A 15,722-nucleotide genomic window follows, 5' to 3' on the forward strand; every position below is an offset into this window, starting at 1 on the left:
TATATTATTGAAAACTTAGAACCTCTTTCTTTTTCTTTGATTTAAACTTCTCCGGTATTGCTTCCATAATCTCACGCGATAACGCTTCAATAGCTTGTTTTTTGACAAAATTCTGTGTTGTTACAAGACTTATTTCACGGACAGGTTCCGGAGCTTTAAAATAACGAATCCGGTTTAGCTGATCTTCATTATAATCTACAATAGATAATTCGGGTAATATTGTAATTCCCGAATTGATATCCACCATCTTTTTTAAAGTCTCTACACTCCCGGTATTATATTCAAAACGACCAGAACTATCATAATTATGTTTATGATGGCAGATGTTTAATACCTGTCCACGCATACAGTGACCTTCATTCAATAACCAAAGCTTATCCTCTCCGATATCATCAGAACTCAACATCTTTTTACCGAAAAGCGGACTGTTTTCCGAAATATATGCCACGAAGTTTTCATAAAAAAGTGGCTTTTCAATTATTCCTGCTTCATGTAATGGTGTCGATAAGATCCCGCAGTCCAAAAGTCCTACTTTCAACTCGTGAACAATTCTTTCGGTGGTATACTCCCAAATTTGTAATTGCATTTTGGGGTATTTATCCATAAACCGTGTTAGAACCGTCGGTAACAAATAAGGGGCTATCGTCGGAATCACTCCTATACGTAACTCTCCGTCCAATTCACCATTTTCATTTTGGACAATCTCCAAAACTTTTTTACTTTCTATCAGAATAATACGAGCTTGTGCAATTATCTTTTCTCCAATTTCAGTAGGGATTACAGGTTGACGGCTTCGGTCAAAAATTTTAACTCCAATAGACTCCTCCAATTTCTGGATTTGCATACTTAACGTGGGCTGTGTTACAAAACATTTTTCGGCAGCGGCTACAAAGTTTCTATATGTATCAACGGCGACTATATACTCTAATTGAATGAGCGTCATCTTATCAATTTTATTTATACAAAAGTAACAAACATATTTCATACCAAATGATCGAATCGCGATCGAAAGATATGTACTTAATATTTTTTATCTTTGACCTTCGATCGGACAGAACAATCCTATTTAATAATATATAAACAAACATGAAGTTACTGAATACAAAATCCTGGAGTTTACTCCTACTTTTAGCAACAGCTGCTCCCACTATCCATGCGAAATCTCCTGACGAAGGAATGTTTCCTCTTAGCGAATTGAATAAAGCGGGATTGAAAAATGCGGGACTAAAAATAAATGAAAAGGATATCTATAATCCAGGAAAAGTTGGACTAGTTGATGCTTTAGTACAAGTAAGCGGATGTACGGGTTCATTTGTATCAGGAAGTGGATTGATCATCACGAACCATCACTGTGCATTCTCAGCAGTACAGCTTGCGAGTACTCCCATCAACAACTATCTTAAAAATGGTTTCGTAGCACAGTCACATGAACAAGAAATTGAAGCAAGAGGACTAACTATACGTATTACAGACTCTTACGAAGATGTTTCTGAGAAAATTCTGGCGGCAGTTGCACATATCACGGATCCATCCGAAAGAATAACAATTATTAAGAAAAAGCAACAAGAACTGGTAGAACAGGCTCAAAAACAGGATCCAACGATCAAAGCTGAAGTTTCTGAAATGTTTATCGGTAAGACATATGTACTATTCCGATATAAAACAATTGAAGACGTACGCCTAGTATATATTCCTCGTCAAAACATCGGAGAATTTGGAGGTGAAACCGACAACTGGATCTGGCCAAGACATACAGGAGACTATTCATTCTTACGTGCTTATGTTGGTAAAGATGGGGCATCTGCAAAATATTCAAAAGAAAATGTCCCTTACCAACCGAAGAAGTTTTTAAAAGTAAACCCAAAAGGTGTTAATGAGAATGATTTCGTCTTCATTTTAGGGTATCCAGGTAAAACATTTAGACACCGTCCTGCGCAATATATTCAATATCAACAAAATTTTTTACTGCCTTATGTTTCTAATTTGTATGAATTTCAAAATGAGCGCATGTACGAAGCAGGAAAAACAGATAATGATGCCGCCCTTTACTTAGCGACACGTATTAAAAGAAACGCTAATGTTTTAAAAAACTATAAAGGAAAACTAAAAGGTCTTCGTAATATTGATTTAATAAATACCAAAATAAAAGAAGATCAAGCGCTAAGTACTTTTATCAATAGCAAATCAGATTTAAAAAATAAATTTGGTACTCTGATGGATGATATTGATGGCCTATACAAATTAATCAATCAAGACGTCTACAAGGAAATGTGGATGAATAATATCTACACGAGCACGAGTTTAATGCGCGTTGCAAAAGAAATAAATACGTTTAAAGCAGCGATGCTACAACAAAGTACATCACAAGATCAAAATGCTTTTTTTGAAGCTAATATTAATAAGTTAAAAACAAACTTAAAAGGTATCTACGAAAGTTACAGCATGTATGCAGATCTCCGTATCTTTGCTAAGATGCTAGCTGACGCACATGCTTTCCAAGCGAACAATCAAATCGAAACAATTCAAAAACTGAAGTTCCAAGATAATAATCTTGCAAGTGCATATGCCGGGGAACTTATTACAGAATCGAAATTAAATAACAGCGCAACAGTATTTAATGATATTTTATCAAATAGGACTAATCTATTGGCTTATTCAGATAACCTAATAAAATTTCAATCGTCATTAGAACAAGATATTCAGCAATTTGCTGTTGAACAAAAAAGAAGAGATGGCGTGTTAAATAAATTGATGGGAGATTATGTGGCAGTTAAGGAATTGTACCAGTCTAAAAACTTTATTCCTGATGCGAACTCCACATTGAGACTAACATTCGGAAACATAAAAGGTTACTCTCCTGTTGACGCTACTTACATGAAGCCATTTACAACACTAGCAGGTATTATACAAAAAGGCAATCTTGGAGAGGCAGATTTTGAATATCCAGCTGAAATAAAAACTGCTTGGGAAAACAAGAATTTTGGACCATATGTTAAGAAAGAACTGAACGATGTACCTGTTAATATGCTCTATAATATGGATACTACCGGAGGTAATTCAGGATCTCCTATTATGAATGCATATGGCGAATTGATCGGAGTCAATTTTGACCGCTCATACGATGCAACCATTAATGATTTTGCATGGAACGATAGTTATAGCCGTTCGATAGGTGTTGATATCCGTTACGTACTATGGGTAGCAGACAAAATTGACAATGCTCAATTTATATTAAAAGAAATGGGTATATAAGTATCCCCTGCAACAAATAATAAAAGGCTTATCGGAAAATACGATAAGCCTTTTATTATTATTGAGATCTCAAACCAAACTATAAATCTCCATCGTTTGTTAATCTTCCAAACCCAAATATATCCGTACGGTCGTCTTTCTTTCCCAAAATTATATTTCGGATCACCTGAGCGGCAATCATACTAAATGTAATACCATTTCCGCCATATCCCAAGGCATAAAGCATTCTTTTTTTACCGGGCCAGCTACCGATAAATGGCAAACCATCTGCTGTAGAAGAGAAAGTACCACACCACGCCATATTGACATCGATAGCAATATCCGGATATAATTTATTGAATTTTTTGACCAGTTTTTTAACTTTTCCCTTTAACAAACGGTTCCGTTTATCAGGATCTCTAAATTCCTCGTCTTCCCCTCCCATCATGATACGATTATCTGCGGTTGTACGCATATAGAAATAAGGTTCCGCAGTTTCCCATATTAAACTTCTTTCTTTCCAAAATTGATCTGTATGAATAGGCTTAGAAACTAGAGCATAGGTTGAATTAAGATTCATAACCTGTTTTGGCAAAAATTGACCCGCCTCAAATCCTGCGGCAATGATCACATATTTACAGCGAATCTTAAACCCATTATTCGTCACTAGTTCATACCCATTTTTCACTTCATAATAATGATCGATCTGAACTGGAGAAAAAATTGGAAGTTGATGTTTTTTTTGATGATACTTAAGAATACCGGTCGCAGACTTATAAGTATCCATTTGTGCAGATGTATCATTATATAATGCGCCAAGACCTGCAATTCCATATTCCTTCTTTAATGCTTTCCTATTTAATAAACGAACAGGAAGGTCATGTTTCACCCTCGCCTCATATTCATCTTTAATACTACTCCATCCTGCTTGATCACTTGCCAGATAACATGTTGAGACACGTTTAAAATCACCCTTCACACCTGTTTTCTCAAATACTTGCTCGATATCTGTAATGGACCTTAAACTTGCACGATAAGCGCCAACTGCACGAGCTTCACCGATGTCCTTAATCATTTCATGAAGAGGAACATCAATTTCATATTGCAGCTGTGCTGTACTAGCAACTGTACTGCCATTTGATACGATTCTTTTATCAAAAATAGCACACTTTATACCGTGTTCACAGAGCTCGTGCGCAACTAGTGTTCCTGTAATACCAGAACCAATAATTGCCACATCAATTTCATAATCATTTTCTAAGGGATTGTTATAATCGTAAAGCGCATTTTTAATAATCCAAAAAGGTAATCCTGCGTATAAATCCATAAATTGTATTTACAATTACAACATTGGGTTTGGCAATTTGTTTTTTCTTAAAAGAAAAACAACACCAACAAATGAAAATAATAATTCGTATTTCCTAAAATTCAATTAGATTTGAAGGATCATTAACAGTAAATCACAGACATGAATTATCTCTATTTCTTATTATTTTGGATTTGTCAGATCGTTTCAACTATTATTTTTAAATATGGCGGAATTCACCCAAAATACCACTGGTCAGCATTAGTTGCGGGTAATATAATTCTAATCACTGCAAGCTGGTTTCTCATTCAATTATTCAAAACATTTCCACAGCCGATTGTAATTGCCTTGTGTTCAGGGGGCACATTTTTAACAGTTCAGCTGGCGATGGCTCTTGTTTTTAAACAACCTTTGACCTGGATGCAGATCCTTGGTTCTACAATCATTGTAATAGGAATGGTCCTGGTGACCTTTGGTGGAAAAGAATAAGCAGTCTAAACCGATATTCTCCATAAATTGTATCAAACTCAGTGTTTTGCAATCCATGGAGAATATTTTAAGTAATTTTAAAAACGAAGACCAATACTTAAATAAGGACGAAATCCTTCTTTTGAAAAACCTCCAACAGCCTGAATAACTAAAAGATCAGCAGGAATAAAATAAAAGCCACCGCCATACCCCATGTGCCAGCGACTAGAGGATTCGTTTTTCATCCAAACTCTACCCACATCGTGAAAACCAATAAGTCCTACAGTGCCAGGAACCAAATAGGAATCATAACTAAAAACTTTAAAACGTAACTCAAAATTATTATAGAGCATAGTTTGTCCACTCAAACGTTTCGAGTTAAAGCCACGAAGACTATTTTCACCTCCTAAGTGCGCATATTGAAAGATTAATGGATCACCGATCAGTGTTTCAAATCCAGTGCGATTGGCAAGAGTTATCCAGTCGCTTTCATTAGTCTTATAAAAGTTGAAAATAGATCTTAATCTTATAAATTGATTATCATTGCTATTTAGCTGCGACTTTGCCTCAATCAGATTATCCCAGAAAATACCTTTTTTGGCATTATCTTTTTGATCACGACTATCGTATTGAACAGATCCTAGAATTCCTGTAAAGAAAAACTTACCAAACACAGGTATAGCTGGATTTTCTGCGGCATACTTTTCAAAAAAATGTCCCTCATTAGCTTCTTCATGGCTCATAATAAATTCTGAAGAAGAACCCATCTTCCATTTCCAGTTTTCAGCAAATTCTCTCTTCAATAAAAAGTTGGCATAAATAACGTCATATCGGTTTCTATAATATTGAATCCCACGTTCTTTACGCTGTTCATAATCTGTATTATTTCCCAAACCAAAAAAGTTTTCTTGGTTTTTAGGTCCATCAGATTCCAATTGAATCAAGAGGTCATTTTTATTCCATATCGATTTAATATCGGCATTGTATTTAAAACTAAAGGACTTGCGTCCAGTTGTATAATGCGCCCAAAATTCTTGTTTAAAAGCATAAGGTTCTTTTCGAAAGCCCTGTTTTTCGATCAAATAACCAGCCCCGAACAAAAGGCCTTTATCTACTCCATATTGTAAAGAAGCCAACACACCGGTGCGATCATATTTGAAACTATTTCGATCATAACGATGCACTAAGGTATCATTTGACAATTTTAGATTTATAAAAGGCGTGTTCTTAAAATTAGGTTGAACTTCCTTATCATCATAAATATAAACAAGTTTACCGTTCTCAAAATTAGGGTCTATGCGGTAATCATCCTTCCCCTTACCCCCTATCAACCGAAGCTTTATTTTCGATTTATTTTGACCACGAATATCATATACATCTGAACCATCAAGCCCATAAATCCGTAATTCTTTTGTCTCCTTCGGAAGGAATGTTCTTTTAACAAGTTTCCTCCCTTCAGATCCATCTTTCTTTTTATTTCTGATTTCTAGCTCAAGCGAACCGTCAGTATGATAGTTAAAATAGAAAAACTCATTCTTAGCTGAAGTGGCGATATCAACGTTCTTTGCTAGATCACCATAATAATCTAAAGCAGTAGACATCAGATTATCTCTTCTAGCACGTATATGACCTTTAAGCTGTTCTCCACCCAATCGTACAATAGTATCTGGCATCTGTGCTATTGCTTCATCTATAACAGCATCATTAACAACCGTTTGTACAAATTTGATCTCCTCTTTCCAATCCTTTCGATCCAAATGGTTTAAGAAATAACGGTCAAAATGTCTTTCATTAAAATTCCACTGACCGACATTGCGAATATGATCACCAAAAGGTTGCAAGTGCGCTTTCAGCCACTGCATGGATAGTAATACCGGAAGTATACCCGATGTTTTATAATACACTTTATCACGGTCTCTTGGAACTGGACTATACACTTTCTTATCGTCAATCTTTTTAGAATCCCATCGCCAATTATCCTCATGACGATCCCAATCTCCTAAAATGAAATCAAGTAGTCTTGCACGCAATGTTAAACGCTGATCCACTTGAATATCATTATCTTCCTCCAACTTTCTTTGCGCTTTAAGTGTATTGTCAGTTTTCGCATCTTCATCCTCCAAAGGGACTCTTGGCTCAAACATATAAGCTCTATTTTTAAATACAGCACGGTGTTCTTCTAAACCTGGATCATCACCAACAAAGACCAGTTCTGGACTAGCATGTGGGATTTTTAATACACGATTAAAAGTCGGTACAGTTAGCGCTCCAAATGGATGAGCAATCGAAATTTGATCCTGAACAATATCCTTTGCAATCGTATTTCTCAAATGTTCAGGCAGACTCCTTTCCGGAAATTTATTAATAGACCTCAAAACCCATTCTCTACCCGTACTGTCTCTTAAACGTAGCGATTGTGTTTGCATACCTCCACCAAGCTTGACAACAGTAAGACCGCCAAGTTCCTTTTGAAGATGCATGACCCGCATTTTAACCGGCGTATTGTATAGTTCACGATAAGAATCACCTAACCAGAAACGATGCAACTTACTCACTTGATCATATGTAGGATCGATCATGGCAACTGCCGAATCACCTTCCATTTTAAATGACGACTGCCCACATACATGAGATACATTAGTGATGAACAATAGTGTACTTACAATGCTGTAGACATGCTTTTTAAGATGAAGGTTTTGATTATTCATACGGTAATAATTAATACGAGGTCAATTTTGAAACTAAAATACAGTAAAAAATTTAATTGCACTTCTGCTTTTCAATAGAAGTCAACAAAAATCATCACATTTGGTTGTAAGAATAGTGTTATGGGACTTGCCTTATACTTTTTCTTTTACAAATTACAATATAACTGCAGCACTGCACTTTGGATGTTTTGCCATAAAAATGCCCCCAGAAAGCATCTAACTCTTCGGGGGCAAACCTAAATATCAAATTCTTTTAATTAATCTTTCTTAACGAATTTCTTGAATTTTTTCTTTTTAGAAGGTTTCTTCTTTTGATCAGAATAACGTGTTGGATCATAAACCGGTCCTGCAGAAAAGCCTTCAGGTAAATCCAATTTTTCTATGCTTGAACCGATAAGCTCTTCAATTTTTGCAAACCGCGGCTGATCTTTCTGGTTCACAAATGTAATAGCTGTTCCTGTTGTCGCCGCTCGTGCTGTACGGCCGACGCGGTGGATATAATCTTCAGGGTCTGGAGGTACATCATAATTGATAACCAAACTGATACCGACGATATCAATACCTCTGGAAATAACATCTGTACCAATTAATACATTTATCTGCTTCGCTTTAAAACGATTCATGATATCTTCACGTTGTGCTTGCTCCAAATCAGAGTGGAATGCTTCTACTGCGATACCGCTTTTATACAGATCAGTACTCAACCGTTTGACAAACTCCTTTTTGGAAGCAAAAATAATCGTACTCGTATAAGTTGGATTAGTAAGAATATGCTGTATCAATGCCGTCTTTTGGTCATCATAAACCATATAAACTTGCTGATTAATTCCTTCAGAAGGTTTTGATAAGGCAATATTAATCTCGGTCGGATCATGTAAGATCTGCTTAGCCAATGTCCTGATTTTACCTGGCATCGTCGCTGAAAATAAAAGATTCTGTCTCTTTTTTGGCAAAAAGCTGATGATCTTCATAATATCTTCATGAAATCCCATATCGAGCATACGGTCTGCTTCATCCAATATGAAATGTTTTACTTTATTAAAATGAAGTTTTCCTGATGCTAAATGCGCTATTAAACGTCCAGGAGTAGCAACAATAATATTTGCTCCTTCCTTAATTGCTGTCCGTTGCTGTTCATAATCCATGCCATTTCCACCACCATAAACAGCAATTGAAGTTGCCCCAGTGAAATAGCCAAGCCCCATGATTTGCTGATCAATTTGCAAAGCGAGCTCTCTGGTAGGAACTAAAATCAAAGTATTTATATAATCGGATTGTTCTTCAGCTATTTTATGTAAAACAGGCAATAAATAAGAAGCTGTCTTCCCTGTGCCAGTCTGCGCGCAAGCGATCAGATCTTTATGTTGCAACACAACAGGTATGGCCTGTTCCTGTATGGGTGTTGCATCTTCATATCCCATGCTATCTAAGCCTTCTTCCAATGAAGGTGCTAAACCAAATTCTGTGAATTTCAATATTTTTTTCTTTTACTGTAAAAATCAGGATAATGTAGGCTTTTTTTTCTAATTTACCGCATAGAAAATCCAAAAGATTGATTTTTTACTGGAAAATTCATGAATTAGCTGGGAATTATTAAATTAATTTAATGCTAAATAAATAATTGAAAAAATCTACGTAAGGTAATGAATTAAAAAAGGTCCAATACGTTACATATTAGACCCCCTCTGTATAAACCTAAATTAGAAATGCGAATTAGTCTTTTTTCACAAAATAGCGATGCTCAATAACTTCTACACGTTCTACATCGTCTTCAATGGCTTTTTTTATTGCACATTTTCCAGTTATACCACGGTAAACTAAAGCACCACCCAAAGATAATCCAGAAAGTGCCGTTAATGGATGTTTAATCAAATACCGAACACCTGCACCTAATATAAAACCTCCAGCCACAACAGAAAGGATACGTTCTGAAGTCTCAATAGTACCATTCTCACATTCTTCGTCTATTTTACTTTTTACTTTGCTTATTACTTTATCTACTATCGCGCCCATATGTATAAAATTTATAAGTTCTTCTGTAATTAATAACAAGCAGTACACTATTTTGTTTTTGTTTACTAATAATTATTCCGTTCTTTGGCCACACAATGTTGCAACGATGGAAATTATAGGGTACACTTTGTCTATTTTCATCGGTATCACCCTCGGATTAATCGGTGCTGGTGGTTCCATATTGACAGTACCAGTCTTAGTCTACCTATTCCATATACATCCTACACTAGCAACGTCCTATTCCCTATTTATTGTTGGAAGTACAAGTTTCATAGGAAGTTTCATCAAAACAAAGGAAAAATGTGTAAATTTCCGGGCAACATTATACTTCGGAATTTCCTCTGTTATCGTTGTACTTTTAGTCCGTAAAGTTTTACTGGTCCATATACCCGAAGTTATTCTAGAGATCAACCATTATCAGCTTACAAAATCAACGTTAACCATGATCTCATTTGCTACATTGATGCTCGGATCTTCGTGGAGTATGATAAAAAACAAGAAAATTCAATCTAGCCCTCAACATCCAGTTAAACAACATACCATTAAGATGATTGCATGGGGCATTGGAATTGGACTTGTAACCGGTTTTTTAGGTGCTGGAGGAGGATTTCTGATCATACCGGCCTTAGTTATATTGCTTCATATGCCTATACGTATAGCAATAGGCACATCATTATCAATCATTACGATCAATTCTCTTATTGGTTTTCTTGGCGATATCGATCATATAACGATAGACTGGAATTTTCTGTTCAAGCTGCTTACCATAACAACCTTGGGTGTTGGAATAGGAAATCAACTTCAGAAAAAAATTCAAACAGATCATCTAAAGCCCATATTCGGCTGGTTTATATTTATTGTTGGTATTTATATTTTAATTAAAGAACTCTTTTAGCTACTTTTAATAGCAATGGCAAGTAAATTGCAGGAGTACATTAAACTGTAACCATAATCTAATATGCTGGTAAAAAAATACTCTGGAGAACTAGTTCCATTTAACAGTGACAGCTTACGTCATTCTTTAACGCGATCTGGTGCCAACAATGAACAAGTTGAAAAAGTTTATACACAAATCAAAGAAAAACTATTTGACGGGATAAGCACAAGAGAGCTATATCAGTTAGCTTTTGAAGCCCTAAAATCGCAAAGAAATTCTTTTGCAGCTCGATATAGCCTAAAAAAAGCACTTCGAGAATTAGGTCCTGAAGGTTTTTATTTCGAAAAATGGATCGCACGCTTATTTCAAGAATATGGTTTTGAAAGCACCACAGGACAAACAATCCAAGGCCACGCAGTTTCTCACGAGATAGACGTTGTTGCATCGAAAGGAAACGAGATGTTGGCCATAGAGTGCAAATTTCGAAATGATATAGATGCGAAAATTTCAGTGACAACTCCCATGTATTTCTTATCCCGATTTAAAGATATCAGTGATATATCCTATCATTTCTTCGGTCAAAATAAAAAATTCACGCAAGGATGGCTCGTTACCAATGCCTATTTAACTTCAGACTCCAAGGACTTTGGTAAGTACTATAACGTCAATTTTCTTTCATGGGACTACCCAACAGACAATAGCATAAAAAAAAGAGTGGATAAAGCTGTTTTTTATCCTGTAACCTGCCTCACAACCCTTACAGATGTAGAAGAGAAAACTTTATTACAGAACCAGATCATACTCGTGAAAGATATTATCAATAATAAAGAAGCACTCAAGTCGCTAAAATTAGACTCCGAAAAGTTAAGGTTAGTACTTGAAGAGGCTAGAGAATTAATTGACTATAAACTTGAAGAAGAGTAAAATCAAAGCTTTAGTACGCACCTACTTAGCCTTCAAAACCAAAATAAAGTTCTTATTGTCGCCTTATTCTTTAAGAAATAAAGCGACAATAAGATATAAAATAATCTACTTTCAATAATCTACTAACAGAAAAAAATCAACACATTTCTTCCAATTCCATTAAGAAAATTAGATAACACTTATGATAGATCAATCGGATAATAAATATCACCATAAATTTTTAAATCATCCAGCACAACAGGATTTTCAAATATTCCAAACACAGAAGAACCTGAGCCCGACATCGCGGCATATAATGCGCCAGATGAATACATTGCATCTTTAAGTTCCTTAATTTTAGGAAATTGCTCGAATATAGTTAGTTCAAAATCATTGTTCAGATAATACTTCCATTCCTGGATTGGCAACTGAATAATGGACCTTAAATCAAACTCAGGAGTTTTGGCAGCAACTCCGCTATAAGCCTCAACGGTAGATATGTGAATATTAGGATTCACTATAACAATATAGTATGCGCTCAAATTGACCTCAATAGGAGCAAAATCAGTCCCAATACCAGTTGCATACACCGGTTTATTTTCAATAAAAAATGGACAGTCTGCGCCCAGCTGCTTCGCATAATTTTCCAGTTGTACAACAGATAGTTGCAGCTCAAATTGATCATTTAGCATTTTAAGCACATAAGCTGCATCTGCAGATCCACCACCCATCCCAGCTCCGATTGGTATTCTTTTTAATAAATGAATAGCAACCGAAGGAATATCAAAATCTTGTTGAATTAAATGATATGCACGCTCACATAAATTCATACCCTTTCCAGGGATCACAATACCCTCCGACGAAAAAGTTGTACTACCGGAACTTAGTGGAACAATTTCAACAGCGTCATACAGGTTAACGGGGTAAAAGATCGTCTCTAAATCATGATAACCATCAGGTCGCTTACCTACAATATGAAGACCCAAGTTTATTTTAGCATTTGGAAAAGATAGCATAAAAGATATTTAATAAAGATCAGTGATAAAATTATGGATTCTATGTTAATATTCAAAAGTACCTGCTAACCAGATAGGAACTGTAAATTCTTCAATGAGGTGTGCTAATTTATAATTTTTATAATTATCTACGTTCAACCAAGTTGCTTCTTCAAGCTCTGCCTGTGGTATTATAACTAATTTTTCCTTAAACTCTATTCTAAAAACCTCACCTCTAACGAGCGTATCAGCTTCATTAACTGCTTCGGTTTCATGAAAGCCCATATATTCTAAATCTCGTGATAAAATATCCAGATCTAATTCTTCTTTTAGCTCGCGAATAAGGGCTTGAGAAGATAGCTCACCTTTTTCAATTTTACCACCAGGCATCATAAAATAGGATGAGCCTTTTTTTCTTACAACCAAAAGCCTATTATCAGCATCAACAATCATTGCACCTGCTAAATAAATCGTATTCATAGTTTCTCGTTTTAAGATGCCATAAGTGGCATCATGTTATAAAGTAAAAAGCGACTATTTCCATAATCGCTTTTTATATATTCATTTCTAACACTATTATGTATCTAAACCTTTTAAAAGTGTTAAATATCTTTCAATAGCTTCTCGCTTTTTAGCTGTAAGATGATAGTTCAAACTTGATGTAAGATAATGATGGTAATCAAAATCTTTATATTCAGGCAATCCTGGAATCACAGCTTCAGGATGCGAAACTCCCAGTTTTAAAGCTTCATTAAATGAAGTGATAAATGCTTCCGGTAACAGCTTTTTACTGACCCAAACTGCGAACGCAAAAGGAAGACCTGTAAATTCTTTCCAGGTAAGTCCAAGATCGTAAACATAAGGGACTTCATACTTTTTGCCAAATGTTCGGTCTCCTATCAAGACATAAGCATCCGCCTCATCTATATTGGCAACAAGTTTAACTTGACGCTTCCAGTGATGCTTTAACAACACGCGTGCTAAACCATTAGAAGTGCGTGATTGCTGATCCAGATATAATGTCTGGATTTCTTCAATCGGTTTATGGGAAAAAATAAAAACCGAATCAACAGCCCCCTCTGTACCGATACAGTAGTCGGTGATGATATGCGCTTGAGGAAGACTTAATAACGCCGCTATGGGAATAATCCCCAAATCAGCTTTATCATCAATTACTTTCTGGGCACATACACTCGGATTATCCAAGCTCAATTCGATCTGATCTAAAACTGCAGATTGTCTAATCCCATTTAAAAACGGCAATGTATTCGTATACGAAACTGCCGATACTCTCACTTTATCCATTTGTCAATACCTCTAGATGTTTCGTATTATAATAGTCAATGATTTCAAATTGATCATTATCATACGTTAATTTATATAAGGCAGTGTTTGTATGAGGAAATTCATCCATTTTTGAGGCATCTACACCTGTCAATAGGCAAAGAATAATACGTAAGGCACGACCGTGCATACAGACAAGTACGGTTTCTTCATGCTCTTGTTTAACCATATGTGCTATGGCATCACTTTGACGTAACATCAATGCATTAGGAGATTCCCCCTCATCTACACTGACATCCAATTCACCATTTTTCCATGCTGATACCAGCGCATTGAATCCACTCATGATAGATTCGTCTTGCTCTTTACCTTCGTAGATTCCCCAACTAATTTCATCTAAGCCCTCGAGCTCTTGCCAAGAAATACCATCTTTAATAAAAGATTCTACTGTTTGATGTGTTCTCAACAAGGTTGAGGTATAAATTTTATCAAACGGGATATCTTTATAAGCATCATAAAAAGCTTGAGCCTGTGCCAATCCCGTTTCATTTAGAGGAGAATTCACGCCACGTCCCTGAACAATACCTTTCAAATTCAGATCAGTTTGTCCATGGCGAATAAAATAAAAAGTCTTTTTCAAAATATATCTTAATTATTTACAACAGGAAGTGCATAATAATTCTTCTTCTTGCTATCGTCTTCAAAAACCACATCCTTGTAATCTGTGACAACATGATATAAGGTATCACGCTCTATTGGATGACGTCCTACCTTTCTAATCAACTCAACCAACTGTTGCGTCGACATACCGGGATTCTGTTCCTCCGCTCCTGCCATACTGTAAATCTTCGTCGTATCATCCAGTGTTCCATCGATATCATCAACACCAAATGCTAAGGACATTTGTGCAGTATCCCTTGAAATCATTGCCCAATACGCTTTTATATGATCAAAATTATCTAGATAAATACGTGCTATCGCATAATTTCTTAAATCTTCAATCACAGAAACCTCAGAAATATGTGACATTTGATTTTCTTTATTTCTAAATTTCAATGGAATAAAGGTTTGAAAACCGCCAGTCTTATCTTGCAACTGACGAAGTCTTTCCATATGATCTACACGATGCCAAAATTGCTCGATATGACCATAAAGCATGGTTGCATTGGTATGCATTCCCAACTTATGTGCCTGTTCGTGGATATCCAACCACTGTTCAGCAGTACATTTATCATGGGCAATCTGCTCTCTGATCTCCGGATGGAAAATTTCAGCCCCACCACCTGGCATCGAATCCAAACCACAAGATTGCAAATACTTCATACCTTCATAATGACTCAATTTAGCCTTTTTGAAAATATAATAATATTCCACAGGAGTCAATCCTTTAATATGCAATTCCGGACGATGTGCTTTACATTTTTTAAAGAACTCCGCATAAAAATCAAGATTTTGCTTCGGCACCACACCACCTGTAATATGTACTTCCGTTACAGCTTCATCATCATACTTCTTCACGATATCCATCATGCCTTCCACATCCATTTCCCATCCTTCAGAACGTTCCTTGATCATACGGGAATATGAACAGAATTTACAATCGTAAACACATACATTAGTAGGCTCAATATGAAAATTACGATTAAAAAATGTGATATCCCCGTGTCTTTTCTCACGAATAAAATTCGCCAAAACACCTAAATAACCCAATTCGGCTTTTTCATAAAGGTATACCCCTTCATCAAATGTGATGCGTTCCTCTTGCAACACTTTATTCGCTATATTTCTTAACTCACTATCCAAAAGCGGATTAGAAATTAAGAAATTTAATTTTTCTTTAGCATCCATTAGCATGTCTCCTAGTCTATAACAAATGTACCAAAAACAAGGCTAAATTCGTAGAATCTAGCCTTGTTTTTGGTACTGCAATATATGTT

The 15,722-nt window shown here is 35.8% G+C and carries 14 protein-coding genes; 4 read left to right on the top strand and 10 right to left on the bottom strand.

Annotated elements, in window-relative coordinates:
• Positions 1 to 4 precede the first annotated feature (4 nt).
• Positions 5 to 943, bottom strand: a complete 939-nt coding sequence (locus WH188_RS15425; RefSeq protein WP_021189329.1) for a hydrogen peroxide-inducible genes activator — start codon at positions 941 to 943, stop codon at positions 5 to 7.
• A 143-nt stretch (positions 944 to 1,086) separates the two neighbouring features.
• Here WH188_RS15425 and WH188_RS15430 point away from each other — a divergent pair, with 143 nt between their 5' ends.
• A complete protein-coding gene (locus tag WH188_RS15430; RefSeq protein ID WP_339424301.1) occupies positions 1,087 to 3,252 on the top strand; it encodes a S46 family peptidase in 2,166 nt (721 codons plus the stop codon).
• A gap of 79 nt (positions 3,253 to 3,331) precedes the next feature.
• Here the strand turns inward: WH188_RS15430 and WH188_RS15435 are convergent, their stop codons facing one another.
• Complete coding sequence (locus WH188_RS15435; RefSeq protein ID WP_339424302.1) at positions 3,332 to 4,558, bottom strand: NAD(P)/FAD-dependent oxidoreductase; 1,227 nt, start codon at positions 4,556 to 4,558, stop codon at positions 3,332 to 3,334.
• 141 nt (positions 4,559 to 4,699) lie between these two features.
• Here WH188_RS15435 and WH188_RS15440 point away from each other — a divergent pair, with 141 nt between their 5' ends.
• Positions 4,700 to 5,026, top strand: coding sequence for a hypothetical protein (locus WH188_RS15440; protein WP_132768442.1), 327 nt, complete (start codon positions 4,700 to 4,702; stop codon positions 5,024 to 5,026).
• Between the two features lie 77 nt (positions 5,027 to 5,103).
• Here the strand turns inward: WH188_RS15440 and WH188_RS15445 are convergent, their stop codons facing one another.
• The 3 genes from WH188_RS15445 to WH188_RS15455 form a co-directional block, all read right to left on the bottom strand.
• On the bottom strand, positions 5,104 to 7,713 hold the full coding sequence (locus WH188_RS15445; RefSeq protein ID WP_339424303.1) for a hypothetical protein: 2,610 nt from the start codon (positions 7,711 to 7,713) through the stop codon (positions 5,104 to 5,106).
• Positions 7,714 to 7,970: 257 nt separating this feature from the next.
• On the bottom strand, positions 7,971 to 9,188 hold the full coding sequence (locus tag WH188_RS15450) for a DEAD/DEAH box helicase (RefSeq protein WP_132845471.1): 1,218 nt from the start codon (positions 9,186 to 9,188) through the stop codon (positions 7,971 to 7,973).
• 238 nt (positions 9,189 to 9,426) lie between these two features.
• Positions 9,427 to 9,726 (bottom strand): YgaP family membrane protein, encoded by a 300-nt coding sequence (locus tag WH188_RS15455; protein WP_021189673.1) that lies wholly within the window; start codon positions 9,724 to 9,726, stop codon positions 9,427 to 9,429.
• Between the two features lie 106 nt (positions 9,727 to 9,832).
• Here WH188_RS15455 and WH188_RS15460 point away from each other — a divergent pair, with 106 nt between their 5' ends.
• Both WH188_RS15460 and WH188_RS15465 read left to right on the top strand, forming a co-directional pair.
• A complete protein-coding gene (locus tag WH188_RS15460) occupies positions 9,833 to 10,621 on the top strand; it encodes a sulfite exporter TauE/SafE family protein (RefSeq protein WP_132768448.1) in 789 nt (262 codons plus the stop codon).
• A 63-nt stretch (positions 10,622 to 10,684) separates the two neighbouring features.
• Entirely contained in the window at positions 10,685 to 11,527 is an 843-nt protein-coding gene (locus WH188_RS15465) for an ATP cone domain-containing protein (RefSeq protein WP_132768450.1), read from the top strand.
• Positions 11,528 to 11,706: 179 nt separating this feature from the next.
• Here the strand turns inward: WH188_RS15465 and ispE are convergent, their stop codons facing one another.
• From ispE to mqnE, 5 genes are all read right to left on the bottom strand, one after another.
• Positions 11,707 to 12,522, bottom strand: coding sequence for a 4-(cytidine 5'-diphospho)-2-C-methyl-D-erythritol kinase (gene ispE, locus WH188_RS15470; protein WP_132768452.1), 816 nt, complete (start codon positions 12,520 to 12,522; stop codon positions 11,707 to 11,709).
• 45 nt (positions 12,523 to 12,567) lie between these two features.
• On the bottom strand, positions 12,568 to 12,981 hold the full coding sequence (locus WH188_RS15475) for an NUDIX hydrolase (protein ID WP_339424304.1): 414 nt from the start codon (positions 12,979 to 12,981) through the stop codon (positions 12,568 to 12,570).
• Positions 12,982 to 13,077: 96 nt separating this feature from the next.
• Positions 13,078 to 13,806 (bottom strand): menaquinone biosynthetic enzyme MqnA/MqnD family protein, encoded by a 729-nt coding sequence (locus WH188_RS15480; RefSeq protein WP_339424305.1) that lies wholly within the window; start codon positions 13,804 to 13,806, stop codon positions 13,078 to 13,080.
• Entirely contained in the window at positions 13,799 to 14,425 is a 627-nt protein-coding gene (locus WH188_RS15485; RefSeq protein WP_021189679.1) for a histidine phosphatase family protein, read from the bottom strand. Before WH188_RS15485 ends, WH188_RS15480 begins: the two co-directional genes overlap by 8 nt.
• A gap of 8 nt (positions 14,426 to 14,433) precedes the next feature.
• Positions 14,434 to 15,633, bottom strand: a complete 1,200-nt coding sequence (gene mqnE, locus WH188_RS15490) for an aminofutalosine synthase MqnE (protein WP_339424306.1) — start codon at positions 15,631 to 15,633, stop codon at positions 14,434 to 14,436.
• Positions 15,634 to 15,722: the final 89 nt, after the last annotated feature.

The sequence above is a fragment of the Sphingobacterium sp. MYb388 genome (assembly GCF_037479535.1).
Classification (GTDB): domain Bacteria; phylum Bacteroidota; class Bacteroidia; order Sphingobacteriales; family Sphingobacteriaceae; genus Sphingobacterium; species Sphingobacterium anhuiense.

Excerpts from the sequence above, each read along its gene's own strand:
- WH188_RS15425 (WP_021189329.1), bottom strand. The coding sequence starts at position 943 with ATGACGCTCATTCAATTAGAGTATATAGTCGCCGTTGATACATATAGA.
- WH188_RS15430 (WP_339424301.1), top strand. The coding sequence starts at position 1,087 with ATGAAGTTACTGAATACAAAATCCTGGAGTTTACTCCTACTTTTAGCA.
- WH188_RS15435 (WP_339424302.1), bottom strand. The coding sequence starts at position 4,558 with ATGGATTTATACGCAGGATTACCTTTTTGGATTATTAAAAATGCGCTT.
- WH188_RS15440 (WP_132768442.1), top strand. The coding sequence starts at position 4,700 with ATGAATTATCTCTATTTCTTATTATTTTGGATTTGTCAGATCGTTTCA.
- WH188_RS15445 (WP_339424303.1), bottom strand. The coding sequence starts at position 7,713 with ATGAATAATCAAAACCTTCATCTTAAAAAGCATGTCTACAGCATTGTA.
- WH188_RS15455 (WP_021189673.1), bottom strand. The coding sequence starts at position 9,726 with ATGGGCGCGATAGTAGATAAAGTAATAAGCAAAGTAAAAAGTAAAATA.
- WH188_RS15460 (WP_132768448.1), top strand. The coding sequence starts at position 9,833 with ATGGAAATTATAGGGTACACTTTGTCTATTTTCATCGGTATCACCCTC.
- WH188_RS15465 (WP_132768450.1), top strand. The coding sequence starts at position 10,685 with ATGCTGGTAAAAAAATACTCTGGAGAACTAGTTCCATTTAACAGTGAC.
- ispE (WP_132768452.1), bottom strand. The coding sequence starts at position 12,522 with ATGCTATCTTTTCCAAATGCTAAAATAAACTTGGGTCTTCATATTGTA.
- WH188_RS15475 (WP_339424304.1), bottom strand. The coding sequence starts at position 12,981 with ATGAATACGATTTATTTAGCAGGTGCAATGATTGTTGATGCTGATAAT.
- WH188_RS15480 (WP_339424305.1), bottom strand. The coding sequence starts at position 13,806 with ATGGATAAAGTGAGAGTATCGGCAGTTTCGTATACGAATACATTGCCG.
- mqnE (WP_339424306.1), bottom strand. The coding sequence starts at position 15,633 with ATGGATGCTAAAGAAAAATTAAATTTCTTAATTTCTAATCCGCTTTTG.